Genomic DNA, 22,684 nt, shown 5'->3' with positions numbered 1-22,684 from the left:
GGAAACAAGTTCTTTTTTATTATGAAGCCGGCTGTTCTTCTGAAGTATCTTCCTTCCGGCTTAAAATCGTAAAGTAAGTAATGCTCAGCAAAATCATAACGAGGGCGATGCCGATTAATACGCCGGCCATCTGCCACATGTAGCCAAAATCCCCGTTTGAAATGACCGCTCTGAATCCGTTAATGCTGTAGGTCATCGGCAATGCGCCATGGATAACTTGATAGAAATTCGGAAGCAATTCTAACGGGAAGGTTCCTCCGCTGGCACCGAGCTGCAGCACTAAAATAATGACTGCGATAAATCGTCCCGGGTTGCCCATCGTTGTCGCCAAAAATTGAATCATCGCTAGGAAAGCGAGACTCGTAATGATCGTAAACACGTAAAATCTCCACGTGCTCTCAACCTCGAGACCAATTCCGAGAAGCAGAACCGTCGCCACAATCAGCGATTGAATAATTCCAACGAGCATCATGACATTGAATTTGCTGAAGAACCACTCAAAACCGTTTCTCGGACGTCCTGACGCTTCCTTCAGCGGGAAGACAACCGTCAGCATGATGCCGCCGACATACAAGCCCATTGACAGGATATAAGGTGTCAGCCCTGTTCCGTAGTTAGGAACAGAATGAATGGCATCATCTTTAGTTTTAACCGGATCGGCAAACATGCCGTATGTTTGATCGTCAGCGTCGATATCTCCTGTTTGATCTGCCGCATCCTTCAGCTTATTAGACAGCTCTCCTGTTCCGTCCAATAGCTTGCCTAAACCTGTATCAAGTGATGCAGATCCGTCTGCGAGTTTTGATGACCCGCTTTGGATTTGTTTAGACCCTTCTAACAGTTTCAGCAATCCGCCAGATACTTGACTGCTTCCTGTCACCAATTGCTCTGAGCCGGCTTTTGCTTTTGCGAATTGTTTATTATATTCACCGATACCCGCTGTCAGTTTATTTTGGTTTTCTGTCAGCTGCTGTGAACCATTGTATATCTTCTCAGTTCCATCGGTTAATTTGTCAATCGCATCTTGAGTGGCTTTAGCGCCGTTATAAAGCTTAGATGTAGCTTCCGGCATTGCTTTCAGCTGTGCGACCTGCGCTTTCACGTCTTGAAGAGAGCTTTTTATCGTTGCAATATCAGGCAGCTGATCAGCTGTAGGAAGCTGGCTTAAGATTTGATCAAAATCAGGCGCATCAACTTGCGGAAGCTTTTTCTCAACAGAGTTGATCAGCTGGCTTTTTTGCTCCGCTGTTAAGAAATCACTTGAGTTAATGAGATTTTTAAATGCCTGGTCACGGTTTTTTAAGCTGTTTTCAAAGTCAGTCAGCTGTTTTTGGAATTCCTTCATCGCAGTTTCTGACTTTTCCAGGTTGTTCACAGCTGTTTCAAGCTTCGTTAAATCGAGCGCATTTATGATTTTTTCCGCTTTTGCTGCTTTCTCAGAACCTTCTTGGGCTTTACTGTTGAGCTGATCCAGCCCGTTTGTCAGATTAGGCAAGCCCTGCTGCACTTTTTGAAGGCCGGCAAGAAGTTCATTCAGTTTGCCTGTCAGCTCGCCTGATCCTGCCGCAAGCTTTCCTGAGTTTTCATAAATCGTATTGCTGCTGTCCTGGAATTTTCCGAGCGAGCTGTCAAGCGATTGGATGCCGCTTGTCACCTGAGCCGCTCCATCCGCAAGCTGCGCCGTTTTGTCACTGATAGTGGCAGTGCTTTCCTTCAGCTTCTCCAGGTTTTCTTTCAGCTGGGCGCTTCCGTTTTTCGCATCTTTTGTGCCGTCATCGATTTTTTTCGCTCCGCTGCTTGCGTCGCTCAAACCTTTGGCGATATCTTTAAAGTTATCAAAAATGACTTTCGTATATTGCTCGGTCACTTCTTTAGAAACAGAGGCTTTTAGTTTATCAATCGCTTTTTCACCGATCGTAGCCCCTACATAGTTCGAACCGGCATTCGTATGGTATTTCAGATCCAGCTTTTTCGGATTTTTGTCCAATACAGTGCTGGCATTCTTAGAAAAATCCTCTGGAATCTCGACAACTAAATAGTATTTTTGATTTAATAAGTCCTTTAACGATTGGTCGAGATCACTGGAAAAATGCCAATCAAAGTTATTATTATCCTTTAATTCTTTGACCAGATCATCACCGATTTGAAGTTTTTCTCCTTCATACGTTGCTCCTTTGTCTTGGTTGACGACAACGACAGGCAGCTGGTCAACAGTGCCGTATGGGTCCCAATAAGCCTTTAAGAACACGCCGCTGTAAATAAGCGGGACAAACAAAATGGCAATGATGGGTATTAATAATTTTTTACTCGTTACGATGTCTTTCCACTGACTTCGTATTGTGTTCATCCTGATGCCTCCATTCTAAAACTGACTCATCATGAAAAATGGTCATTTTCTTGCAAAGAGAAAGGATTATCTAGTTGGCTGACAATCCTTTGACAACATACAATTCAAGCAGTTCCGCAATCGTCTCTTTATCGAGCGGGGGATGCTGTTTTTCCCAATCAAAAATGAGCGCGATATAAAGCTTCAACATCACAAAAGCTGTCAGTTCAGGATCGCACGGCTTGATTGCACCGTTCTTGATTCCGTCTTCAATCTTATTTTTGATATAAGACAGAATGCCTCGCTCCATTTTTTGGATCACTTCCTGAACTGCCATTGTACCAATCTCAGCATTTTCTTGGAAAATTTTAATCGTCAGCTGATGTGTTTTCCTGAACTCAAGAATGGCAAACAGCGCCCTGTGCACATTTTCATGGAACGGAAGGTTCGGCTCCATCGCTTCGTCCGCTTTTTGCTTCATTTCCTTCAATAAAGTAGTGAAAATCTCGTCAAACAGCTCTTCTTTGTTTTTGAAAAAAGTATAAATGGTTCCCTTCCCCACGTTCGCAAGCTTCGCCACAAGATCCATTGTCGTCGCTTTATACCCGAACTGAGTAAAAGACTTTGTGGCTGCCGCCAAAATGAGCTTTTTTCGATCTATTGACATTGTATTCACCTCGAAACTGACCGTTTGAACATTTTAGTCATTAAGTACATATGCAAATGTATCATAACCTGCTGTTCAATTCAATCATTTCTTTACGCAATATTGCCATTGCACAACAAAAAACCTCCGCTATGGCGGAGGTTTTTAGCTGAATAAATAGGTAAGCGCGTCAGACACGGCTGCTTTTCCTTGGTCGATGCAGTCGGGAATTCCAACACCTTCAAAAGAAGCGCCTGTCACGTAGACACCCGGATATGCGGAGGTCAGTGCTTCGCGCAGCTCTTTGATGCGCTGCTTATGGCCGACATGGTACTGCGGCATGCTTTCATGCCAGCGGGTGACACAGGTCATTTCCGGCTCCCCGTTTATGTTCATGACTTTCTTTAAGTCTTCTAACACAATGTTGATAATGTCGTTATCCGAGAGATCGACAATCGATTCGTCTCCGGCTTTTCCAACATATGCCCGAAGCAGTGTTTTGCCTTCAGGTGCTGCATGCGGCCATTTTTTATTCGTCCACGTACAGGCTGTGATGGCGAAATCACTGTTTCTTGAGATAACAAAGCCCGTCCCCTCATGCTCCATTTGGACGGCGCCTTCAGGGAAGCCCAAAGCGACATTTGCCACGGATGTGGAGTGCATATTTTTCAAATGAGAAATGACCGGAAGCTCAGGAAGCATTCCTGCAGCCGCTTTATGCGGGGCAGTCACAATCACTGATTCAGCATCAAGTGTGACGCCGTTATCCAGATCAAGCGAGTAGCCAGTGCCGCCGCGGCTGATCTTGGTCACTTTGGTCCCTTTGTATACCTTCGTCAGCTTTAATTGCTTTTCGATCTCTTCGACAAGGGTCTGCAAACCGGTTGAAAGGGTCTGGAACTGCCCTTGCTTTTTAGCCGTCAGCTGCTGGCCGGAGCCTTGAGGCCTTGTTTTTTTCATGCCGAGAATCAGGCTTCTGTGCTTTTGTTCCGTCTGGTAAAATTGCGGAAAAGTCGACATTAGACTGAGCTTGTCAATGTCGCCAGCGTAGATGCCTGATAAAAGCGGCTCGATTAAATTCTCAACCACTTCATCTCCGACACGTCTGCGGAAAAATTCTCCCAATGACTGGTCGTCTTTTGACTTGCTTGCAGGCAGGATGAAATCCATAGCGGCCCTTGCCTTCCCAGACACAGAAAACAGACCGGTTGAAACAAACGGCGCAATTTTAGTCGGTATCCCCATCACGGCTCCCTTAGGCATTGGATGCAGGGTGCGATTTACAAGCACATAGGATTGTCCTGTCGCATTGTTGACAAGCAAATGCTCAAGGCCTACATCTTTGACAAGCTGCGGAGCGCTTGTCTTCCGTTCCAGAAATGAGTCAGGCCCTCTTTCGATGGTATAGCCGTCTTTCTTGACAGTCTGGATTTTCCCGCCGACTCTCGGACTTGCCTCAACAAGCGTCAGCTCAAGCGGCAGATTTTTTTCTTTGATTTCTTTTTCCATATAGAAGGCGGCGGCTAAACCGGTAATGCCGCCGCCGATGATGACTACATGTTTTTTAGCGTCACTCATGTTCATCGCCTTCTTTAACGTCCTAATTTTTTTAATACAACTGTTGCTAATGCATCAATAAATTCCGGCTTTGCATTCGGCATTTCCGGGCGGTAGTAGCTTGCACCGATATCGTCAGTGACCACTTTGCATTCATAATCATTATCATAAAGCACTTCTAAATGATCCGCTACAAATCCGACAGGGACATATACGAATGCCTGATAGCCTTTTTGTTCGAATAAATCACGTGTTAAATCCTGTACATCAGGTCCCAGCCAAGGATCAGGCGTATTTCCTTCGCTTTGCCAGCCGACAGCATATTCGGAAACGCCTGCGCCTTCAGCAATCAATTTCGCTGATTCATGAAGCTGGTCCGGGTATGGGTCTCCAAATTCTTTGATTTTTTCCGGCAGACTGTGTGCGGATACGATGAGCATCGCGTTTTCTCTTTCACCTTCAGGCATTGACGCATATGTTTCCTTCACTCGGTCAACCCAGTATTTCACGAATTTCGGTTCATTGTACCAGCTTTCAACAGACGTAATCGTTAAGCCGCCAAGTTTTTCAGCCTCTTCTTTAGCACGCTTGTTGTAGGACTGCACGCTGAACGTGGAGAAATGCGGTGCCAGCACGATGCTGACCGCTTCTGTAATGCCGTCCTTATGCATCTCTGCTACAGCATCTTCAATAAATGGCTCGATATGCTTCAGCCCGATATACGCTTTAAACGTAATCTCGTCCTGAAACTCATTTAAGTGCTGTTCAAGCTTGTGCGCTTGCTCTTCTGTGATTTTGGCAAGCGGTGAAATGCCGCCAATTGCTTCGTATCTGTCTTTCAAATCTTGAAGCATTTCAGGTTCAGGCTTTCTGCCTCTTCTGATATGTGTATAATAACGTTCGATATCTTCTTCTTTATAAGGCGTGCCGTACGCCATAACGAGAAGCCCCATTTTCTTTCTACTCACTGTTTACACCCTCTTTAATGAACTGATACAAACATTTTGACAGGTTATCATTAAGATAACCAAAAGATATGCTTAGGAATATTGACCCATTTTTTTGTTTTGTGAATATTTATGGACAAATGCTGTCAGTTTTTTCAAAACCTCAGGACTGACGTCAGGAAATACCCCGTGTCCAAGGTTGAAAATGAAGCTGTCCGATTTCATGCCCTGATCCAGTATTTCCGTCGTTTTCTTCTCAATGACTTCCCATGGCGCAAGCAAAATGGACGGGTCCAGGTTGCCCTGCACTGTTTTAGTGATGCCTTTTGATCTGGCTTCATCTATGCTGAGTCTCCAATCGAGCCCGACAACATCAAGAGGTAGGTCATGCCAGTCACCTGCCAGATGGCTTGCACCGACGCCAAACATGATCAGCGGCACATTTTCCTCCGCAAGCTCTGAAAAGATCCGGTTCATCACGGGTTTGATGTATGTTCTGTAATCTGCCTGATTCAGCGCACCGACCCACGAATCAAAGATTTGAATCGCTTTTGCGCCTGCCTTAATCTGCGCTTTCACATATACAATGATCATGTCGGCAAGCTTGGACATCAGCAGATTCCATGCATCCGGCATGCTGTACATGAAGGCTTTTGTTTTATTGTAGTTTTTCGACGGACCGCCTTCGATCATATAACTGGCCAGCGTAAAAGGCGCCCCTGAGAAACCGATGAGCGGGACGTTGAGCTGCTCATTGACAAGCAGTTTAATCGTCTCAAGCACGTACGGCACGTCCTGTTCCGGATCAATCTGGCCGAGTTTTTCAATGTCCGCCAGAGACCGGATCGGCTGGTCAATCACAGGCCCGATTCCGTTTTTGATTTCAACATCCACACCGATTGACGGCAGCGGAGTCATGATATCTTTATAAAGGATTGCAGCATCGACTCCGTATTGCTCAACCGGCAGTCTGGTGACATACGCACAAAGCTCCGGCTGATGTGTAATGTCAAACAATCCGTACTTTTCCTTCAGCTTACGGTATTCCGGCTGTGATCGCCCTGCTTGTCTCATATACCATACAGGCGTGTGATCCGCTTTTTCTCCCCGTGCAGCTTTTAAAAACGTCTCGTTAAACGTTTCTCGTTTACTCATCTGATTTCCACCTTTCATACTGCAACCATACGTTCGTATTTCTTGACTTATTACACTATACCTTGTTTTAGGCAAATGGTATAGAAGTGAGGCTCAAAGTTCAAAAAATCGCCGAATTCCATTAAGAGGAAAACAATTTAGGCTGAACGTAATCGGTTCCATCCCCTTCTCTCTTTGTCTGTGTATTATAAGGCACAATTTTATAAGAAGCGCCTGAAAACAAGTTGGCATAAGGGATTTCATAGCTTCCCTTTCCTTCAACTGAATCAAGAAGCGTCTCCTTGCCATCCTTATTTACATAAATTCTGTATACGGCCCGATCATCCTCTTGAGCATCCCATTTTAATTCAATGGTAAAGAGCCCCGCAGCTTTAAATGTGTAATCTGCTTTCAGCGTTTTGACTGGCTCCAGTTCAATCGGGCTTTCCAGTTCTTTGACGTTTTTAGGCTTCGTAAACACAGAACCGGTTTCTCCAGCCTGTGTCAAAATATCCTTAAACAGTCTCGTCGGATACGCGCTGCCGCCTTTTAAATAATGACTTTGATCCGTTTTGTCATAGCCCATCCAGACCGCCCCGGTTATTTTCGGCGTATAGCCTGCAAACCAGGCGTCCTTTGTGGCGCCAGACACTCCTGTATAAGATGTAGAACCAGTTTTCCCCGCCAGATCGCCGTGATAGGTGCCGGAGGTTGCCGTTCCCTTTTTGACCACCTGCTGCAACATTCTCGTCATATTCCAGGACGTTTGCTTGCTGAATACCCGCTTTCCTTCTTCTTTATGATCGGCTATTGTTTCTCCGTCTTCATCCTTTATGCTGGTAATAAAGTACGGTTCAGTATACGTTCCATTCGCGGCAAATGTATGAAATGCCCCGGCAAGCTGGAGTGGTGAAACGCCTTTTTCCAAGCCGCCTAGAGCGAGAGCAAGCCCTTCATCAGGGATATCAATACCGTTTGCTTGCAAATAAGACTTTCCTGTTTCGACGCCGATCTCATTCAGCGTCCAGACAGCCGGCGCGTTTTTGCTGTACGTAATGGCATCAGACATGGTCACTTCGCCCTCATACTGGCTGTCATAGTTTTTCGGCGTATAATCTCCGTAGGATTGCAGCTCATCCTTCAATAGAGAGTAGGGCTTAAATTTCTTTTCCTGCATCGCCGGTCCGTATACTGCAAGCGGCTTAAATGTGGAACCCGGCTGTCGGGCAGCTGTGACACGGTTATACCCTTTGGATGTGTAATCTCTTCCGCCGATCGCCGCTTCCACACCGCCTGTCTTGTTATTGATAAAGACCGCGCTTCCTTCGGCATTCTGGTCTGTTCCGGGATAATAGCTTCCTTGTTTCATCACCTGATAAGCGGTCTTCTGCAGCTTCGAATCAAGCGGCACCTTGATCGTGTATCCGCCTTGAAGGAGCTGTTCTCCGGAAATCGAGTACTTGTTCTCCGCCTCTTCAATCACAAGATCAATATAGCTGTCAAACCAAGGTGTTTCCGACTGTTTCTTCACGTTCAGCCCGAGCGTCCTCCCCTGCGCGCTGACAGCCTCTTTCGCACTGATGTAGCCTTGGTCATTCATCATGCCGAGAATCGTATCACGCCGCTCCTTACTTTTATCAGGATGCAAAACAGGAGAATACGTAGAAGGCGCCTTCGGAATAGCGGCCAAAACCGCGCCTTCGGATACAGTTAAATCTTTTACTTCTTTATTAAAATAATAGTGGGACGCCGCTTGTATGCCGTAGACTCCATGCCCGAAGTAAAGCTGGTTCAAATACATTTCCAGCAGCTTGTCCTTGCTGTAATCCCGTTCAAGATTGATCGCAATGATCACTTCTTTTGTTTTTCTTAAAAACGTTTTGTCATGGGTCAGAAAAATATTTTTGGCAAGCTGCTGGGTGATCGTGCTTCCGCCTTCCACCTTTCCGCCTGCTAAGATATCGCGGTATATTGCCCTTCCGACAGATTTTGCATCAATGCCGTGATGCTCATAGAACCTTTTATCCTCAACAGCGATAAACGCTTCTCTGACCTGCTTCGGAATCTCATTGATCGAGACAGGCTCACGATTTTCTGTATACAGGCTTGCAACCTCATCTCCGTTTTGATCCACAATTTTTGAAGATGCATGAAGAATGAGCTTCTTTTCATCTATGACATAATGTCCGAGAAAAATAATTGAAATATATCCTATTAAAGCGAGAAAAGCAGTTAACACTAAAATAATGATGGGTATAAATAGTTTCTTTTTCTTTATCTTAAACATGAACTCACCTCGCCTTTCTAAAGGTAGTATGGGAAAAATTGTTTGGAATTATGTTCGAAGCACTCGCCAATAGAAACTTATACCATTGTTTTGATATACTAGCAAGCAGGAGGTGGCTGATATGAAGGTTTATATTACATATGGGACAGCCGATTTTTTAAAAACGATCGTAAAGAAGCATCCTTCGGAAAATATCCTTTTGATGCAGGGGCAGGAAAACGCGATTTTGATCCACGAAACAAGCGGAGATACGGTTTTCCAGTCACCCCACGCTTATGAAGTGATTGACCAAGTCGGTGAGTTGAAGCATCCCGGTTTTGCAGTATTGAACAATATTGCCGTTACTCAAGAAGGACGTCCGCTGTTTGAAAACAGATTTAAAAACAGAGCGGGAAAGGTCGAAAACGAGCCCGGTTTTGAAGCGATTCGTGTGCTTCGTCCGCTTGACAGTGACACCTATGTCATTCTCACCTTGTGGGAAACGGAAAGAGCCTTTCAAGATTGGCAGCAGTCTGATTCATACAAAGAAGCCCACAAAAAACGCGGCACGTCTGCCGGAATTGACACAACGTCGATCTTCTCACGGCCTTCGTATGTCACCACATATTTCGCTGTTGAATAGCTGCCGGCATGTCCGGCAGCTTATTTAATGGGAGGAAAGCAAAATGATGTATACCTGCCCAGCCTGCGGGTTTAAGGGATTGACGGAGCCGGCATATGATAGGCTTGGTAATCGTGTTGCGGTTTCCAGTTCGGATATGATGATTACGAGATGCAGCGCGAGGATGGTTCATATTTAGAACGATCGGAAAGCATCATTGCCTATAGAAAAAACGGGATTGCTGGTGGAGGCATCATTTTTTCTCCTGAATGCTTCCCAACACATCAGCAAAAATCAAAAAAGTGCTAAAGCATAATTGAACTGAACAGCTGCAAAATATCAATGTCCATCTTCCATCATAACCCAGCCTTCCGTCCCGGCACCTTCCGCCCGCCTATGAATAATCTGTAGGAAGCGGAAGGAGTGATCGATGATGGAAGTCGGGATTTTGTCTGTCCATGTTCTGTATGTGTTTTTTATCGGAGCGATTATCCTATTTATGCTGCTGCGGAAAGACACAACCTTTATTTCCTTACTCGGCATTTTTATGATATCGCTTTGGGCCAGCCATTCACTTTCAGCTTCTGTCAGCAGTTTATTCCACAGCTTTATCTACGCGGCCGGCGAACTGCTGCCCACGATTTTCATCATTTGTTTTATCGTTTCGATGAGTGATTTGTTAACAAAAACAGGGATAAATGAAGCGATGATTTCTCCCTTTGCAAGCCTTGTGAAAGGTCCTGTGACTGCCTACTGGCTGATTGGCGGCCTGATGTTTGCCATTTCTCTCTTCTTCTGGCCTTCTCCGGGTGTCGCTTTGATCGGCGCCGTCCTGCTCCCGGCAGCCGCCCGCGTCGGTTTGCCGCCCATTGCCGCAGCCATGGCCATGAACTTATTCGGACACGGCTTTGCTCTGTCAGGAGACTTTGTCATTCAGGCAGCACCAAAGCTGACAGCGGATGCAGCGGGCATTCCAGTCGGTGATGTCATCTCAGCGAGTATTCCCCTTGTGCTGATTATGGGCGTGACCACCACAACCGCAGCATTTATTATGATTCAGCGAGAACGCAAAAAACAGCTGGGTGCAGCTTCTTTTTCCCCCGTACATTCTGGCGAACAAGACACCTCGCTGTACTTGCCAAAACGCCTGCGGTCCATACTGGCTTTTTTGATTCCTTTTGTCTTTATTGTGGATATCGCCTGCATGCTCTTGTTTAACCTACAGGGAAATGATGCGACCGCGTTAATTGGCGGGTCTGCAATCTGCATCCTCCTGATCGTTCATTTTCTCGTGTATAAGCAAAAAGGGCTTGAAAAAATCACCGGTTATTTTATTGATGGATTCCAGTTCGGCTTTAAGGTTTTCGGTCCCGTCATCCCGATTGCCGCTTTCTTTTATCTTGGCGACTCAGGCTATGAAAACATACTAGGCACTTCACTCCCTAAAGGTTCCCACGGAATTGTCAATGATCTCGGCATTGCTTTATCCCACATGATGCCCATGTCAAAGGAGCTTGCCGCTGCTGCTTTAACTGCCGCCGGTGCCATAACCGGCCTGGATGGATCAGGGTTTTCAGGCATTTCTCTCGCCGGCTCTATCGCCAAGCTCTTTTCGTCCGCTCTTCATACTGATCCCGCCGTTCTGACCGCACTCGGCCAAATATCTGCCATCTGGGTGGGCGGCGGAACACTGGTCCCATGGGCGCTGATTCCCGCCGCTGCCATTTGTAAAGTTGATCCTTTTGAGCTTGCCAGAAAAAACTTCATTCCCGTCTCAATTGGCCTTATCGTGACAACCATCGCTGCCATGATTTTGCTTTAAAACGCGCTGAGTTGAAATATTCAGACTTTTTCTATACAATCATGGAAAAGCATAGAAAAGGGGGAAGCGGCCTTGTCCATATCCACATTGCAGAAAGAGATTAACAAACAGCTCGACAGCTGTTTTGAAGAAATGGTCGAGATCAGGCGCCACTTTCATATGTATCCCGAGCTTTCGTTTCAAGAAGAAAAAACCGCCGCATTTATTGCTTCCTATTATGAATCGTTAGGAGTCCCGATCCGCACGAACGTCGGCGGCAGAGGGGTTTTAGCATATATAGAAGGAAGCGAACCAGGCCCTACTGTCGCTTTGCGGGCCGACTTTGACGCTCTCCCCATTCAAGATGAAAAAGATGTTCCTTACGCCTCCAAAGTGCCAGGTGTCATGCACGCATGCGGCCATGACGGCCATACGGCAGCTCTTCTCGCTGTGGCGAAGGTCCTTCACCAAAACAGACATGAGCTGAAGGGAACATTTGTGATGATCCACCAGCATGCGGAAGAATATTATCCGGGAGGCGCAAAGCCAATGATTGATGACGGCTGTCTCGAAAACGCGGATGTGATATTCGGCACGCATCTTTGGGCGACTGAACCGCTCGGAACCATTCTCTGCCGCCCCGGCGCCGTGATGGCGGCGGCGGACCGATTCACGATAAAAATCCTCGGGAAGGGCGGCCACGGCGCTCACCCGCATGATACAAAAGACGCCGTCCTGATCGGCTCGCAAATCGTTTCCTCTTTACAGCACATTGTCAGCCGCAAAGTCAACCCGATTCAATCCGCCGTCATTTCGACAGGCTCTTTCATCGCCAACAACCCGTTTAATGTCATTGCAGACCAAGCGGCACTCATCGGCACAGCACGTTCTTTTGACGAAAATGTCCGCAGCATGCTGGAGAAGGAAATTGAAGCAGTTGTAAAAGGCGTGTGCACCATGCACGGCGCGTCCTATGAGTATAACTATGAATGGGGCTATCCGGCGGTTGTGAATCATCCTGCAGAAACGAGCCACTTGGTCAGCGTCGCAAAGAACACTGAGGGCGTTCAGCAGGTCATTGACGGTGAACCGCAAATGGGCGGCGAGGATTTTGCTTACTACTTACAAAATGTCAAAGGCACCTTTTTCTTTACAGGTGCCGCTCCTGAACAGCCAGAGCGCGTCTACTCCCATCACCATCCGAAATTTGATATCAATGAAAAAGCGATGCTGACTGCAGCCAAGGTACTTGCGGGCGCGGCGATCACCTATCATCAGCTATAAAAAAACAGCCGGAGTGTTCATTCTCCGGCTGTTTCCTTTCCTATTCTCAGATGAAAAACGTGTCTTGCCGTCTCCCCAAGCTGAGCAAGCAGCTTATAATTGGCAATGCCGCCGACCGCCGCTCCTACTCCGGGCAAAAGCTGCAAAAGCTTCACGACGTCGATATAATCGCGATATTCCTGCTGGAACACTCTCCAGTCGATACTCTTTTTCTCCGTCTCCCAATTGTCGACGACGGAAAAAAGCGATTTTCGGCAGTCATCACTCGAAAACGCAAGCTGAAACACAAGCAGCAAAAACATTCTTTCTTGTGCATCCTTCACATCAAAGCCATAAATTGAGGATAAGGTAAATAAACACTTCATCTTAATCGAAAGCAGCAGCGGGAAATCGGCAATGCCTAAAAAAATGCCGCCCGCTCCGGTGCCCACTCCCTCAGCAGCTGCCACCTTCTGATAAGAAGCAATCGTTTTTTTCGCCAGTTCGTTTTTTTCACCGAGCGAAAGTGCACTTGTATCCTTCTTATAGGTTATGATATTGGAGCCGGCCATCGTCGCTTCCACCATTTTTTTCACGCTCTCAGTGACGACCGTATGGATTTTTTCGGGAATCCGCTCATTCACCTTCGTTTGCACACGCTTCGAAAAACGTTCAAACATGGAATCCTTCCGCAAAAAATGCATTTTCCATTGAAGGGCTTCCTGCATCAGCAGATGATTGTCTGTCATTTGACTACCCCTTTTTTAGCTCACAGCTTTCCATGTTTTTTCAGTCTTGTTGTCATATAAGACGGCAGAACAACAAAAATCAGAACGGAAGAACCGATCAGCGCATAAAGAAAACCTGTCAATCCCGCAGCATAGGCAGATGCAGCAGATATCAGCAGCGCTTGAACGGTAAGTGCAGTTTTTAATAGAGAGAAATAGCTTTTCAGCTTCGTTTCTTTTTTCACAGGATAAAGCTCTTGAAGCGCCAGATGATCAAAGTGGCCAAACAGCGGCAGAAGCTGAATGCCTGTTATGAAAATGGTAAACACAGTCAAAACCCCTGCTATGAGCGGGCTTGCCGACACATACATAATGATCAGCGCGAAAATGACCGTTAATCTGACGAGAATCCCCAAATAATCACTTGAACGCAAAAAGGCGCGGGTGAACATGTAGGCAAACGTTTTCCGCTGTTCAAACGGCACAAGCCGCAGCAAAAAGTCGAGATACGCCCTGCGTTTCGCTTGCTTTCGCAAATGCGGCACATCAGTGAACAGGTTGGCAATCCGATAGAAACGCTGCTTGCGTCTCAATTCGGACTCAATATGGCTCTCCCATTTAAACGTTTTGCGTTTTGCTGAGGAAGACATATACAGATAAAGAGCAGCCATAATGACATAGACCACAACCGCATACATATAAACAGATTGGAAAACAAAATAAAGAACGAGCGTATTCGCCGCAAAGCGAATGATCACATCCATCCGTTTCATGCTTCGGTCGTTCTGGAAGGTCGTACGCCATTCCATCACCTGATTCCACGCTTTCAGCAGCAAAAGCTGGACGAAGACTGCCGCATACGATACAAGCGAAGCCCCCGGTGCGACAGCGAAATATAGCGGCATTGCAACAATGCTCAATGCAATCAGCGGAAACAGCTGAGACACATAGCTGTAGACAAACGCCTGCTTCAAGTAAGGCTCCATTTTTGCTTCAAGCGGCAATAAGAAGACAAGGTCAGCCTCCTTCAAAAGCGTCCGCACATAAGAGCTTGTCAACACGAGTGAAAACAGCACGGCCATTACCCAGAAGGACGGAAAGTGAGCGGGAATGTCCCGTATCCATTTGCTGTACCAGCTTGCAGCGCCCGCGAGAAAAAAGATCAAAACAATGACAAGGTGATCGTTGAGCATATATTTCATGTATGTTCTTGTTTCTTTGATATGCTCCTGCAGCCGCGACTGCCAAATATCAAGCATATTATTCATGGCCAGCGTCTTCCTTTGTGAGCTCAAGATACAAATCGTCCAGCGCCGCGTCCTTCATTCCAAACTGCTCTCTGAGCTCAGACAGCGTGCCTCGCGCGCGCACCTCGCCGTTATGTAAAATAATAAACGAATCACAATAGCGTTCTGCCGTTGCCAAAATGTGCGTTGACATCAGCACGCTCGCTCCGCCTTTTTTCGCTTCATTCATACGCTCAAGCAGCGCGTTAATCGCAAGCGGATCAAGCCCTAGAAAAGGCTCATCAATAATATATAGTGCGGGCTCTGCCAAAAATGCGCACATGATCATAACCTTCTGTTTCATTCCTTTAGAAAAATGAGCCGGAAACCACTTCAGCCTCTTTTCCATTCGGAATTCCTTTAAAAGCGCCGGCAGCCTTTTCTCCATCGTTTCTTTTGACAGGCCGTATGCCATGGCTGTTAATTCAAGATGCTCCATCAGCGTCAGCTCTTCATATAAAACAGGTGTTTCAGGTATATAGGTGAATTGTGAACGGTAGCCTTCCGGGTCCTCAGCAAAGGTTTTTCCATTTAATTCGATTGAACCTTTATGCGGGTCCATCAGCCCGATGATATGTCTGATTGTTGTACTTTTACCAGCACCGTTCAGCCCGATTAAGCCGACAATTTGATTCGGTTCGAGGGTGAATGATACGTTTTTTAAAACCGGATTCCTTGTATATCCGCCGGTTAAGTCTTTTACCGATAGCAGAGACATAATTTCTCCCCTTATATTGTTTTTCTTCATAGTACCAAAAACAAGGCCTGAATTGAAACAATTCCCTTTTAACAAATGATGAATTTGCTGTTATAAGAAGACAGGCTTCTGGACATCATAATGGTCGTAGAGGAAAAGCATATCAACTGAAAAATGAGGTGTTTGTCAAAGACGTCTTAGATACAGTTGGATAGAAAATAAACATGTCCAATGCTCAAACCTTTTCTCTTCACTGAATTGATGAATTCTTCATCTATGAAGCAAATTGTCAAATGAGGTGTTTATCGCAGGAATCGTTAGGCATTAAACAAGTCTTCATTTTATTGACAAATGAGGTGCTTACCAAAGGCATATCACATTTTCTTTATATAAGCTCTTCCTCTGCATTCAGGGTGAACGCTCGCCGTTCATCCTGTTTTCTATTTTCTGCATTTCTGTGGTACGATGAGTGTATACATACTAAACAATTTCATAAGGAGGAACCCTCATGCATTGTGCAGAAAATTGTATCTTTTGTAAAATCATCGCCGGCGACATCCCATCCGCAAAGGTGTATGAAGATGAGCATGTATTGGCCTTTCTTGATATCAGCCAAGTGACAAAGGGTCATACGCTTGTCATTCCGAAAACACATATCGAAAATGTGTATGAATTTACGGATGAATTAGCAAAACAATATTTTCACGCCGTTCCGAAAATCGCCCGCGCTATTCGGGATGAATTTGAACCGATCGGCTTAAATACGCTGAACAATAACGGCGAAAAAGCAGGACAATCTGTTTTCCATTATCATATGCATATTATCCCGCGCTACGGAAAAGGAGATGGATTCGGAGCGGTTTGGAAAACACATGCTGATGATTACAAACCAGAGGATCTGCAGAACATCTCTTCCTCTATCGCAAAACGCCTAACCTCATCATAAGATGGGGTTATTTTATTTGTGAACATTTCGCAAACATCCGTCAATTTCTTTTGATTATTCTAATTTTTTATCAAAAAACTGAATTTTTGTGATAGGATAATTGTATTATTTTATACATTAACGTGGAAAACAGGGAGAGATCATGATGGAACGTACAACGAATTTTAACGCAGGTCCTGCAGCGCTGCCATTGGAAGTTCTGCAAAAAGCACAGAAAGAATTTATTGATTTTAACGAATCCGGCATGTCTGTTATGGAGCTTTCCCACCGCAGCAAAGAGTATGAAGCGGTGCACCAAAAAGCGAAAAACCTTTTAGTTGAACTGATGGGCATCCCGGAAGATTACGATATTTTGTTTCTTCAAGGCGGGGCAAGCCTTCAATTCTCAATGCTTCCAATGAACTTTTTAACACCTGAAAAAACCGCGCATTTTGTGATGACCGGCGCATGGTCTGAAAAAGCACTGGCAGAAACGAAACTGTTCGGAAATACGTCTGTCACTGCCACAAGTGAAGCAGACAATTATAGCTTTATTCCGGAGGTTGACCTTTCGAATGTAAAAGACGGTGCATATTTACATATCACGTCCAACAATACGATTTTCGGCACACAGTGGCAGGAATTCCCGAATTCCCCAATTCCGCTCGTCGCTGACATGTCCAGCGATATTTTGAGCAGAAAAATCGATGTGTCCAAGTTTGACGTGATATACGGAGGCGCCCAAAAGAACCTCGGCCCTTCCGGTGTGACAGTTGTCATCATGAAAAAAACTTGGCTGCAAAATGAAAATGCGAACGTTCCAAAAATCTTAAAATATTCAACGCATGTCAAAGCGGATTCACTCTACAACACTCCGCCGACATTTGCGATTTATATGCTGAGCCTTGTTCTGGAATGGCTGAAGGAGAACGGCGGTGTGGACGCTGCTGAACAGCGCAATGAACAAAAAGCTCAGGTTCTCTACAGCTGTATTGATGAAAGCAACGGATTCTATAAAGGGCATGCCAGAAAGGACAGCCGCTCACGCATGAATGTTACCTTCACGCTTCGTGATGACGAATTAACAAAAACATTCGTTCAGGAAGCAAAAGCAGCAAAAATGATCGGGCTTGGCGGACACCGTTCAGTAGGAGGCTGCCGCGCTTCTATTTATAACGCGGTGTCTCTCGAAGACTGTGAAAAATTAGCTGCGTTCATGAAGAAATTCCAGCAGAAAAATGAGTAAAAAGTCTGGCTATGCAAACCGTTCGTTTGGTATACTGTTTGCATATCACATTCTTTAAGCCTTCGCAATAAATGACGAGCATATTATTGGAGGGCAAAAAGCTTAGCAGAGGAGAGCATAGATATGAAAACGAAAGAGTTAGTCATTATGGCTCTGTTTGCCGCAATCGGCGCAGCGCTTCATTCCATTATTCCGCCTTTTTTAGGCGGCATGAAACCAGATATGATGCTGATCATGATGTTCATGGGCATCCTTCTGTTCCCGCGGGTGCAAAACGTACTCGTCATCGGGATTGTGACCGGAATCATTTCCGCGCTTACAACCGCATTTCCAGCCGGACAGATCCCTAACATCATCGATAAACCCGTGTCAGCGTTTCTGTTCTTCATCATATTCCTTTTATTCAGAAGGAGCCAGAAAACAGGTGCAGCCGCTGTGCTGACTGCGATCGGGACCATCTTATCGGGAATTGTATTTTTATCGTCAGCTTTATTGATTGTCGGTTTGCCTGGCGGTTTTGCCGCATTGTTCGCAGCAGTTGTTCTGCCGGCAACTGTGCTGAACACAATTGCAATGATTATTATTTATCCAATTGTCCAAACCATTTTAAGACGTTCGAGCTTTATGGAAGCTGCTAAATAATTGTCACACAAAACCTCTTCCGCTTCCGGGAGAGGTTTTTTCGAACAGAGAGCCCGCAGCATGTCAGCATGTTTTAAGAGAAGAGTTTTGTGAAAAAGATAAGACATAGTGTAAAGGCGGTTCCGGTTGAACAAACAAGCGCTTTCTGCCGGATGACCTTTTTGGGCGGATAAGAAGCAGCCTGGCTGAGAAGTCTGATATAGTAAACAGCGCCTGAAGCGAAGGCAAGGGTGATGCAGGATAACACGATCATAAAGACAGACAACCTTCTCCCTCCTTTTCACTTAAAAAATATGCTAAAATAGAGCAAGCTATGTATAGAAGTTCAGGCTTTCAACAAAAATGAAAAATGCTGAATGAATCCTATTTTCAAGAAAAAGACGGGGTGATTGTAATGGCGGACGGACGTTCTCTATTAACAGGACTATTCGTAGGCGGCATCATCGGAGGAGCAGCAGTTCTTCTTTCTGCACCTTCCTCAGGAAAGCAGCTGCGTGAAAAAATGAAAACCAATTATGATTCTTTCGAGGAAACGATCAAACGCTTGAAATCAGACGGGCTTGCGTTAAAAGACCAGCTGATCAAAGCGGCAAAAGAAAGCACAGATGTCATTAAAGACGTGAGCGGAGAGCTCCAAACGTCAATTAAAAAATGGCAGGAAGAGATTAAGCCTCACCAGCAAGATCTGCAAAAAGAAATCGCTGATATTGAAGAAAAAATCAGACAGCTGGAGAAAACCTTACAAAACTAATATCCTATTCTAAAGAAAAAAATGCAGGCCAAAATTGGACCTGCATTTTTTTTTGCCGAAAAAGCCTCTCACCGCAATGGATTGTGAATTTATTAAAAAATTCTTACATTTTCATCTTTATTAATCTTTATTTTATTGGCATAATAGAGAAAAAGAAAAAGAGAAGCAGGTGACGTAATGAATCGAGTGGAACCGCCCTATGATGTGAAAGAAGCTCTTGTCTTCACCCAGAAAATGGCTCAGCTTAGCAAGGCTCTTTGGAAATCGATCGAGAAGGATTGGCAGCAATGGCTCAAACCGTATGACCTGAATATTAATGAGCATCATATTTTATGGATTGCGTATCAATTGAATGGAGCCTCCATTTCTGAAATCGCGAAATTCGGGGTCATGCATGTATCGACCGCATTCAACTTTTCTAAAAAGCTGGAAGAACGAGGATATTTAAGGTTCTCCAAACGGCTGAATGATAAACGGAACACATACGTCCAATTGACTGAGGAAGGCACTGAGGTATTCTGGAGCTTGCTTGAGGAATTTGATCCGACTCGCAACGCGGTTTTTAAAGGGTCGCAGCCTCTGTATCATTTATTCGGAAAATTCCCTGAAGTGGCTGAATTGATGTGTATGATACGCCATATCTACGGCGATGATTTTATGGAAATTTTCGAAACGTCACTCACCAATATTGACAATGACTTTGAAAGCGTAAACGGAAAACTGAAGAAAAAAGCAAAGGACAGTGCGGCGGATGAACCGGCAGAAGAGCTCGAACCTGTAAACAGTTAATCAAAGTGCTTCATGATGTCAATAAAGACTTCCATCAGCTCTTGATAAAGCCCCTGCTCGTACAGGGCAAAAATCGTTTCATGAACATCTAATTTTTCATTCAGCTGTCCAGCAAAAAGCGCAAGGAGCTTATCGAAGGTTACAAATCCTTGCGCTTTTTGTGTTGCCAGCTCTTCTGACAATTCTTCGCATATCCTCATAACCTCTTCCCCTTCTTCCCTGCTCAGCCCTTTATCAATGAGAAGCGCATAGAAGGGGTACCTGTCCATATCTACTGTTTTCACCAATAATTGTATGTAATATTCTAATCGCTTAATGCGATGATCCATCGAATCCATCCACACCACTTCTTTCTATCTTTAATCTTATTTTAGCTGATTATTCACTGAGAAGAAAGTTCTAACCCCATATTTCGCGCTGTTTGTTTGCTTGTTTCAAAAAAATACCTGCCGGATGATATTTTTTCTTAAAAAAGCATTGATTTTTTCTCTTGGGAGGAGTAAATTATTTTGAGATTCTATTCAAGATGTATGGAAGGATGACTTTGATGAATTGCTGGAAGACCATAAATCTCATGAAGGATTATGGTGCCGTTCGCATAATATTAACTGCTGTATGTTTTATGATTTTGGTTTTTATATCTACCTTTTTAGCATTTGAGCTGCTGCGGCCTGGCACAAGCTTAAGCGATGAATATGTACCTTTATTCGGCGGTTTGCTCGTCGTTATTTTATTTGTACATAAAGTCATCCATGTCCTGCCAATCATCTGCAAAAAAAGAAAAATAGAAAAAAAGTTTTATATACTGCGCATGCGCACATGGAAACGAATACCAAAAACGACAATGCTGATTTCACTCGTAAGCCCGTTCTTGCTGATTACGCCTGTATTGTTTTACGCCGCGCTGGCTTTTCCGAATCACGCCCATTATTTCTGCATGATTTCGGGCATTCATGCCGGCTACTGTCTGCCTGATTTCCTGCTGGCCCTCAAGCTGATAAAAGCACCGAAAGCCGCTTTTATTGATCAGGAAGCAGACGGCTTGGATATTCTTGTTGAAAAGTAGCCAAACCTTGGCGCTAGCGGCGATTTTTCAATTTGCATTCTATCTTTTTTAATAAATATTTGGTAATGTAATATGGGACAGTTCAGAGAGAGGGGGAATCTCCCATCATTTTATTCTATTTTATCGTGGCTGCCGTGTTTATTTTATATTTCATAAACAGGCTCACCAATACATTATGCCTTGTCAGAGAGATTCCTGAAGAGCGGCAAGATAAGGTATTCCGATTTATTAATGTATCTATATTAATTTTACTGATCTCTTCGTTTGTGGAGATCTCCTTTACAGTGTAAATACGAAAAAAAGCATAGCTGAATCAGCAGCTATGCTTTTTTATTTTGATTAGTACAGCCAAGAAGCGCCGATGATAATCAATAAAATAAATAAAACAACCAATAAAGCGAATCCGCCTGCAAATACTTCACCCATCTTAAAAAGCACCTCCTGTAAAAAACTTTATTTACCAATTACATGTTATGCAATTCATGTTTAAAACGATTAGGCGCTAGTGAAAGTAAAGGATCGCTTATCGTGCAAGCGATCCCCCGGGCTGCTTAGTAGATGTAAGCTGCACCTACGATGATAAGCAAAATGAACAGTACTACGAGCAACGCGAATCCGTTAGAGTATCCTCCGCTCATGTTACATACCTCCTTTTCTTGATCAATATATAAGTATGTCGTCAGCAAAAGTTTGACTAGACGAATGCCCTTTATTTAAAATCTTTTTACAGAAAGCCACAATATGTTATGATACGCATAGGTAATTTAATTTGGAATGATTAGGAGTGTTTGAAAACAATGAAGAAAATTGCAATAGCAGCTATCACTGCTACAAGCATCCTCACTCTCAGTGCTTGCAGCAGCGGCGACAAAGAAGTCATCGCAAAAACAGACGCAGGCGATGTAACAAAAGGCGAGCTCTACACAAACATGAAGAAAACAGCTGGTGCAAGCGTCCTGACACAGCTGGTGCAAGAAAAAGTATTAGACAAGAAATATAAAGTGACAGATAAAGAAATTGACAACAAGCTGAAAGAATACAAAACACAGCTTGGCGATCAATATACTGCTCTCGAAGAGCAATATGGCAAGGATTACCTTAAAGAGCAAGTAAAATATGAATTGCTCACGCAAAAGGCAGCTAAAGATAACATCAAAGTAACAGATGCCGATACCAAAGAGTACTGGGAAGGCTTAAAAGACAAAATCCGTGCAAGCCACATCCTTGTCGCTGATAAAAAGACAGCTGAAGAAGTAGAGAAAAAGCTGAAAAAAGGCGAGAAATTTGAAGACCTTGCGAAAGAATACTCTACAGACAGCTCTGCTTCACAAGGCGGGGATCTTGGCTGGTTCGCAAAAGACGGTATGGTTGCTGAATTCAGTAAAGCTGCATTCAAATTAAAAACAGGTGAAGTCAGCGATCCCGTCAAATCACAATACGGTTACCATATCATTAAAAAGACTGAAGAACGCGGCAAATACGATGATATGAAAAAAGAACTGAAATCTGAAGTACTTGAACAAAAACTAAATGACAGCAATGCCGTTCAGGAAGCTGTCCAAAAAGTTATGAAGAAAGCTGACATCGAAGTAAAAGATAAAGACCTGAAAGACACATTTAATACGTCTTCATCAAGCAGCAACTCTTCTTCATCTTCAAGCACTTCTAAATAATAAAAAAAGCTGTGCAGGCTCATTGAGCTGCACAGCTTTTTTATGCGATGGAATGGTTGTGATTTTCTTCTTCATGCTGTTGAGAACTGCGCCGTTCTCTCTCCTTTTCCATCCTCTCCATATAAATCTGCCCTTCTTTTTCAATAAAGGACTGGTCTACTTTTTCTTCCTCTTTGGCTGCTGCCACAATTTTATATGCACTGAAAATGATGCCTACAATACAAAGGTACACCCACCATGGAAAAAATAACACGGGCTCCTCCCCCTTTTTGCATAGATTCTTTATTCTTAACCATATGCGGGAATGAGACGAGTTATG

At 44.5% G+C, this 22,684-nt stretch carries 25 protein-coding genes; 11 read left to right on the top strand and 14 right to left on the bottom strand.

Annotated features, from left to right (window positions below):
* Positions 1 to 19 precede the first annotated feature (19 nt).
* The 6 genes from AC4CV5_RS06175 to AC4CV5_RS06150 all read right to left on the bottom strand — a co-directional run bounded on the left by AC4CV5_RS06175 (position 20) and on the right by AC4CV5_RS06150 (position 8,897).
* Positions 20 to 2,347, bottom strand: coding sequence for a YhgE/Pip family protein (locus AC4CV5_RS06175; RefSeq protein WP_490922272.1), 2,328 nt, complete (start codon positions 2,345 to 2,347; stop codon positions 20 to 22).
* A gap of 70 nt (positions 2,348 to 2,417) precedes the next feature.
* Positions 2,418 to 2,993 (bottom strand): TetR/AcrR family transcriptional regulator, encoded by a 576-nt coding sequence (locus AC4CV5_RS06170; protein WP_222142536.1) that lies wholly within the window; start codon positions 2,991 to 2,993, stop codon positions 2,418 to 2,420.
* Between the two features lie 144 nt (positions 2,994 to 3,137).
* Entirely contained in the window at positions 3,138 to 4,550 is a 1,413-nt protein-coding gene (gene hemY, locus AC4CV5_RS06165) for a protoporphyrinogen oxidase (protein ID WP_166853729.1), read from the bottom strand.
* A gap of 14 nt (positions 4,551 to 4,564) precedes the next feature.
* Positions 4,565 to 5,497: a ferrochelatase gene (hemH, locus tag AC4CV5_RS06160; RefSeq protein WP_490922270.1), complete on the bottom strand. Its 933-nt coding sequence runs from the start codon at positions 5,495 to 5,497 to the stop codon at positions 4,565 to 4,567.
* Positions 5,498 to 5,569: 72 nt separating this feature from the next.
* Entirely contained in the window at positions 5,570 to 6,631 is a 1,062-nt protein-coding gene (gene hemE / locus AC4CV5_RS06155) for a uroporphyrinogen decarboxylase (protein WP_003224305.1), read from the bottom strand.
* Positions 6,632 to 6,752: 121 nt separating this feature from the next.
* Entirely contained in the window at positions 6,753 to 8,897 is a 2,145-nt protein-coding gene (locus tag AC4CV5_RS06150; protein ID WP_222142532.1) for a transglycosylase domain-containing protein, read from the bottom strand.
* A 121-nt stretch (positions 8,898 to 9,018) separates the two neighbouring features.
* On the opposite strand from AC4CV5_RS06150, the gene hmoB reads away from it, so the two are divergent.
* The 3 genes from hmoB (at position 9,019) to sndC (ending at position 12,583) form a co-directional block, all read left to right on the top strand.
* Positions 9,019 to 9,519, top strand: coding sequence for a heme-degrading oxygenase HmoB (gene hmoB / locus AC4CV5_RS06145; protein ID WP_373923905.1), 501 nt, complete (start codon positions 9,019 to 9,021; stop codon positions 9,517 to 9,519).
* Positions 9,520 to 9,928: 409 nt separating this feature from the next.
* Positions 9,929 to 11,320, top strand: coding sequence for a hypothetical protein (locus AC4CV5_RS06140; protein ID WP_490922269.1), 1,392 nt, complete (start codon positions 9,929 to 9,931; stop codon positions 11,318 to 11,320).
* A gap of 72 nt (positions 11,321 to 11,392) precedes the next feature.
* On the top strand, positions 11,393 to 12,583 hold the full coding sequence (gene sndC, locus AC4CV5_RS06135) for an N-acetyl amino acid acetylase SndC (protein WP_222142530.1): 1,191 nt from the start codon (positions 11,393 to 11,395) through the stop codon (positions 12,581 to 12,583).
* Between the two features lie 17 nt (positions 12,584 to 12,600).
* Here the strand turns inward: sndC and AC4CV5_RS06130 are convergent, their stop codons facing one another.
* The 3 genes from AC4CV5_RS06130 to ecsA are packed head-to-tail and all read right to left on the bottom strand — an operon-like array spanning position 12,601 to position 15,294.
* Positions 12,601 to 13,311: an EcsC family protein gene (locus AC4CV5_RS06130; RefSeq protein ID WP_222142529.1), complete on the bottom strand. Its 711-nt coding sequence runs from the start codon at positions 13,309 to 13,311 to the stop codon at positions 12,601 to 12,603.
* 20 nt (positions 13,312 to 13,331) lie between these two features.
* The gene (ecsB, locus tag AC4CV5_RS06125) at positions 13,332 to 14,558 is read right to left on the bottom strand and encodes an ABC transporter permease EcsB (protein ID WP_490922266.1); all 1,227 of its coding nucleotides are present in this window, start codon (positions 14,556 to 14,558) and stop codon (positions 13,332 to 13,334) included.
* Positions 14,551 to 15,294, bottom strand: coding sequence for an ABC transporter ATP-binding protein EcsA (gene ecsA, locus AC4CV5_RS06120; RefSeq protein WP_003239493.1), 744 nt, complete (start codon positions 15,292 to 15,294; stop codon positions 14,551 to 14,553). Before ecsA ends, ecsB begins: the two co-directional genes overlap by 8 nt.
* Positions 15,295 to 15,781: 487 nt before the next feature.
* Here ecsA and AC4CV5_RS06115 point away from each other — a divergent pair, with 487 nt between their 5' ends.
* The 3 genes from AC4CV5_RS06115 to trpP all read left to right on the top strand — a co-directional run bounded on the left by AC4CV5_RS06115 (position 15,782) and on the right by trpP (position 18,086).
* Positions 15,782 to 16,219 carry an HIT family protein gene (locus AC4CV5_RS06115; RefSeq protein ID WP_166853739.1) on the top strand — a complete coding sequence of 146 codons (438 nt, stop codon included), beginning with the start codon at positions 15,782 to 15,784 and terminating at the stop codon, positions 16,217 to 16,219.
* A 145-nt stretch (positions 16,220 to 16,364) separates the two neighbouring features.
* A complete protein-coding gene (serC, locus tag AC4CV5_RS06110) occupies positions 16,365 to 17,444 on the top strand; it encodes a 3-phosphoserine/phosphohydroxythreonine transaminase (protein ID WP_222142932.1) in 1,080 nt (359 codons plus the stop codon).
* 123 nt (positions 17,445 to 17,567) lie between these two features.
* Positions 17,568 to 18,086: a tryptophan transporter TrpP gene (gene trpP, locus AC4CV5_RS06105; protein WP_166853741.1), complete on the top strand. Its 519-nt coding sequence runs from the start codon at positions 17,568 to 17,570 to the stop codon at positions 18,084 to 18,086.
* A 73-nt stretch (positions 18,087 to 18,159) separates the two neighbouring features.
* On the opposite strand, the gene yhzF is transcribed toward trpP, so the two are convergent.
* Positions 18,160 to 18,351 (bottom strand): membrane protein YhzF, encoded by a 192-nt coding sequence (gene yhzF / locus AC4CV5_RS06100; RefSeq protein WP_166853742.1) that lies wholly within the window; start codon positions 18,349 to 18,351, stop codon positions 18,160 to 18,162.
* 129 nt (positions 18,352 to 18,480) lie between these two features.
* Here yhzF and AC4CV5_RS06095 point away from each other — a divergent pair, with 129 nt between their 5' ends.
* The gene (locus tag AC4CV5_RS06095; RefSeq protein WP_003224279.1) at positions 18,481 to 18,837 is read left to right on the top strand and encodes a YtxH domain-containing protein; all 357 of its coding nucleotides are present in this window, start codon (positions 18,481 to 18,483) and stop codon (positions 18,835 to 18,837) included.
* A 177-nt stretch (positions 18,838 to 19,014) separates the two neighbouring features.
* Complete coding sequence (locus AC4CV5_RS06090) at positions 19,015 to 19,626, top strand: HTH-type transcriptional regulator Hpr (protein ID WP_222142525.1); 612 nt, start codon at positions 19,015 to 19,017, stop codon at positions 19,624 to 19,626.
* On the opposite strand, the gene AC4CV5_RS06085 is transcribed toward AC4CV5_RS06090, so the two are convergent.
* Positions 19,623 to 19,964, bottom strand: coding sequence for a YhaI family protein (locus tag AC4CV5_RS06085; protein ID WP_166853744.1), 342 nt, complete (start codon positions 19,962 to 19,964; stop codon positions 19,623 to 19,625). The two genes, AC4CV5_RS06090 and AC4CV5_RS06085, sit on opposite strands and share 4 nt — an antisense overlap.
* A gap of 209 nt (positions 19,965 to 20,173) precedes the next feature.
* On the opposite strand from AC4CV5_RS06085, the gene AC4CV5_RS06080 reads away from it, so the two are divergent.
* Positions 20,174 to 20,692 carry a DUF3267 domain-containing protein gene (locus AC4CV5_RS06080; protein ID WP_019713826.1) on the top strand — a complete coding sequence of 173 codons (519 nt, stop codon included), beginning with the start codon at positions 20,174 to 20,176 and terminating at the stop codon, positions 20,690 to 20,692.
* Between the two features lie 107 nt (positions 20,693 to 20,799).
* Entirely contained in the window at positions 20,800 to 20,982 is a 183-nt protein-coding gene (locus AC4CV5_RS06075; RefSeq protein ID WP_024571667.1) for a hypothetical protein, read from the top strand.
* Positions 20,983 to 21,031: 49 nt separating this feature from the next.
* Here the strand turns inward: AC4CV5_RS06075 and yhzE2 are convergent, their stop codons facing one another.
* Positions 21,032 to 21,118 carry a sporulation protein YhzE2 gene (gene yhzE2 / locus AC4CV5_RS06070; RefSeq protein WP_003155248.1) on the bottom strand — a complete coding sequence of 29 codons (87 nt, stop codon included), beginning with the start codon at positions 21,116 to 21,118 and terminating at the stop codon, positions 21,032 to 21,034.
* A gap of 125 nt (positions 21,119 to 21,243) precedes the next feature.
* The gene (yhzE1, locus tag AC4CV5_RS06065) at positions 21,244 to 21,330 is read right to left on the bottom strand and encodes a sporulation protein YhzE1 (protein ID WP_003327753.1); all 87 of its coding nucleotides are present in this window, start codon (positions 21,328 to 21,330) and stop codon (positions 21,244 to 21,246) included.
* A 159-nt stretch (positions 21,331 to 21,489) separates the two neighbouring features.
* Here yhzE1 and prsA point away from each other — a divergent pair, with 159 nt between their 5' ends.
* Positions 21,490 to 22,365 (top strand): peptidylprolyl isomerase PrsA, encoded by an 876-nt coding sequence (prsA, locus tag AC4CV5_RS06060; protein ID WP_166853746.1) that lies wholly within the window; start codon positions 21,490 to 21,492, stop codon positions 22,363 to 22,365.
* A 40-nt stretch (positions 22,366 to 22,405) separates the two neighbouring features.
* On the opposite strand, the gene yhaL is transcribed toward prsA, so the two are convergent.
* Positions 22,406 to 22,618 carry a sporulation protein YhaL gene (gene yhaL, locus AC4CV5_RS06055; protein WP_166853747.1) on the bottom strand — a complete coding sequence of 71 codons (213 nt, stop codon included), beginning with the start codon at positions 22,616 to 22,618 and terminating at the stop codon, positions 22,406 to 22,408.
* Positions 22,619 to 22,684: the final 66 nt, after the last annotated feature.

The organism is Bacillus sp. NS1 (assembly GCF_058248265.1).
This window is presented reverse-complemented; position numbering and strand designations above follow the sequence as displayed.

Bases quoted from the DNA above. Each gene is read 5' to 3' on its own strand.
- ecsB (WP_490922266.1), bottom strand. From the start codon at position 14,558: ATGAATAATATGCTTGATATTTGGCAGTCGCGGCTGCAGGAGCATATC.
- ecsA (WP_003239493.1), bottom strand. From the start codon at position 15,294: ATGTCTCTGCTATCGGTAAAAGACTTAACCGGCGGATATACAAGGAAT.
- AC4CV5_RS06115 (WP_166853739.1), top strand. From the start codon at position 15,782: ATGCATTGTGCAGAAAATTGTATCTTTTGTAAAATCATCGCCGGCGAC.
- serC (WP_222142932.1), top strand. From the start codon at position 16,365: ATGGAACGTACAACGAATTTTAACGCAGGTCCTGCAGCGCTGCCATTG.
- AC4CV5_RS06095 (WP_003224279.1), top strand. From the start codon at position 18,481: ATGGCGGACGGACGTTCTCTATTAACAGGACTATTCGTAGGCGGCATC.
- AC4CV5_RS06140 (WP_490922269.1), top strand. From the start codon at position 9,929: ATGATGGAAGTCGGGATTTTGTCTGTCCATGTTCTGTATGTGTTTTTT.
- AC4CV5_RS06085 (WP_166853744.1), bottom strand. From the start codon at position 19,964: ATGGATTCGATGGATCATCGCATTAAGCGATTAGAATATTACATACAA.
- hmoB (WP_373923905.1), top strand. From the start codon at position 9,019: ATGAAGGTTTATATTACATATGGGACAGCCGATTTTTTAAAAACGATC.
- AC4CV5_RS06170 (WP_222142536.1), bottom strand. From the start codon at position 2,993: ATGTCAATAGATCGAAAAAAGCTCATTTTGGCGGCAGCCACAAAGTCT.
- yhzE1 (WP_003327753.1), bottom strand. From the start codon at position 21,330: ATGAGCGGAGGATACTCTAACGGATTCGCGTTGCTCGTAGTACTGTTC.
- prsA (WP_166853746.1), top strand. From the start codon at position 21,490: ATGAAGAAAATTGCAATAGCAGCTATCACTGCTACAAGCATCCTCACT.
- AC4CV5_RS06175 (WP_490922272.1), bottom strand. From the start codon at position 2,347: ATGAACACAATACGAAGTCAGTGGAAAGACATCGTAACGAGTAAAAAA.
- AC4CV5_RS06080 (WP_019713826.1), top strand. From the start codon at position 20,174: ATGAATTGCTGGAAGACCATAAATCTCATGAAGGATTATGGTGCCGTT.
- yhzE2 (WP_003155248.1), bottom strand. From the start codon at position 21,118: ATGGGTGAAGTATTTGCAGGCGGATTCGCTTTATTGGTTGTTTTATTT.
- AC4CV5_RS06090 (WP_222142525.1), top strand. From the start codon at position 19,015: ATGAATCGAGTGGAACCGCCCTATGATGTGAAAGAAGCTCTTGTCTTC.
- hemY (WP_166853729.1), bottom strand. From the start codon at position 4,550: ATGAGTGACGCTAAAAAACATGTAGTCATCATCGGCGGCGGCATTACC.
- hemE (WP_003224305.1), bottom strand. From the start codon at position 6,631: ATGAGTAAACGAGAAACGTTTAACGAGACGTTTTTAAAAGCTGCACGG.
- AC4CV5_RS06150 (WP_222142532.1), bottom strand. From the start codon at position 8,897: ATGTTTAAGATAAAGAAAAAGAAACTATTTATACCCATCATTATTTTA.
- AC4CV5_RS06130 (WP_222142529.1), bottom strand. From the start codon at position 13,311: ATGACAGACAATCATCTGCTGATGCAGGAAGCCCTTCAATGGAAAATG.
- trpP (WP_166853741.1), top strand. From the start codon at position 17,568: ATGAAAACGAAAGAGTTAGTCATTATGGCTCTGTTTGCCGCAATCGGC.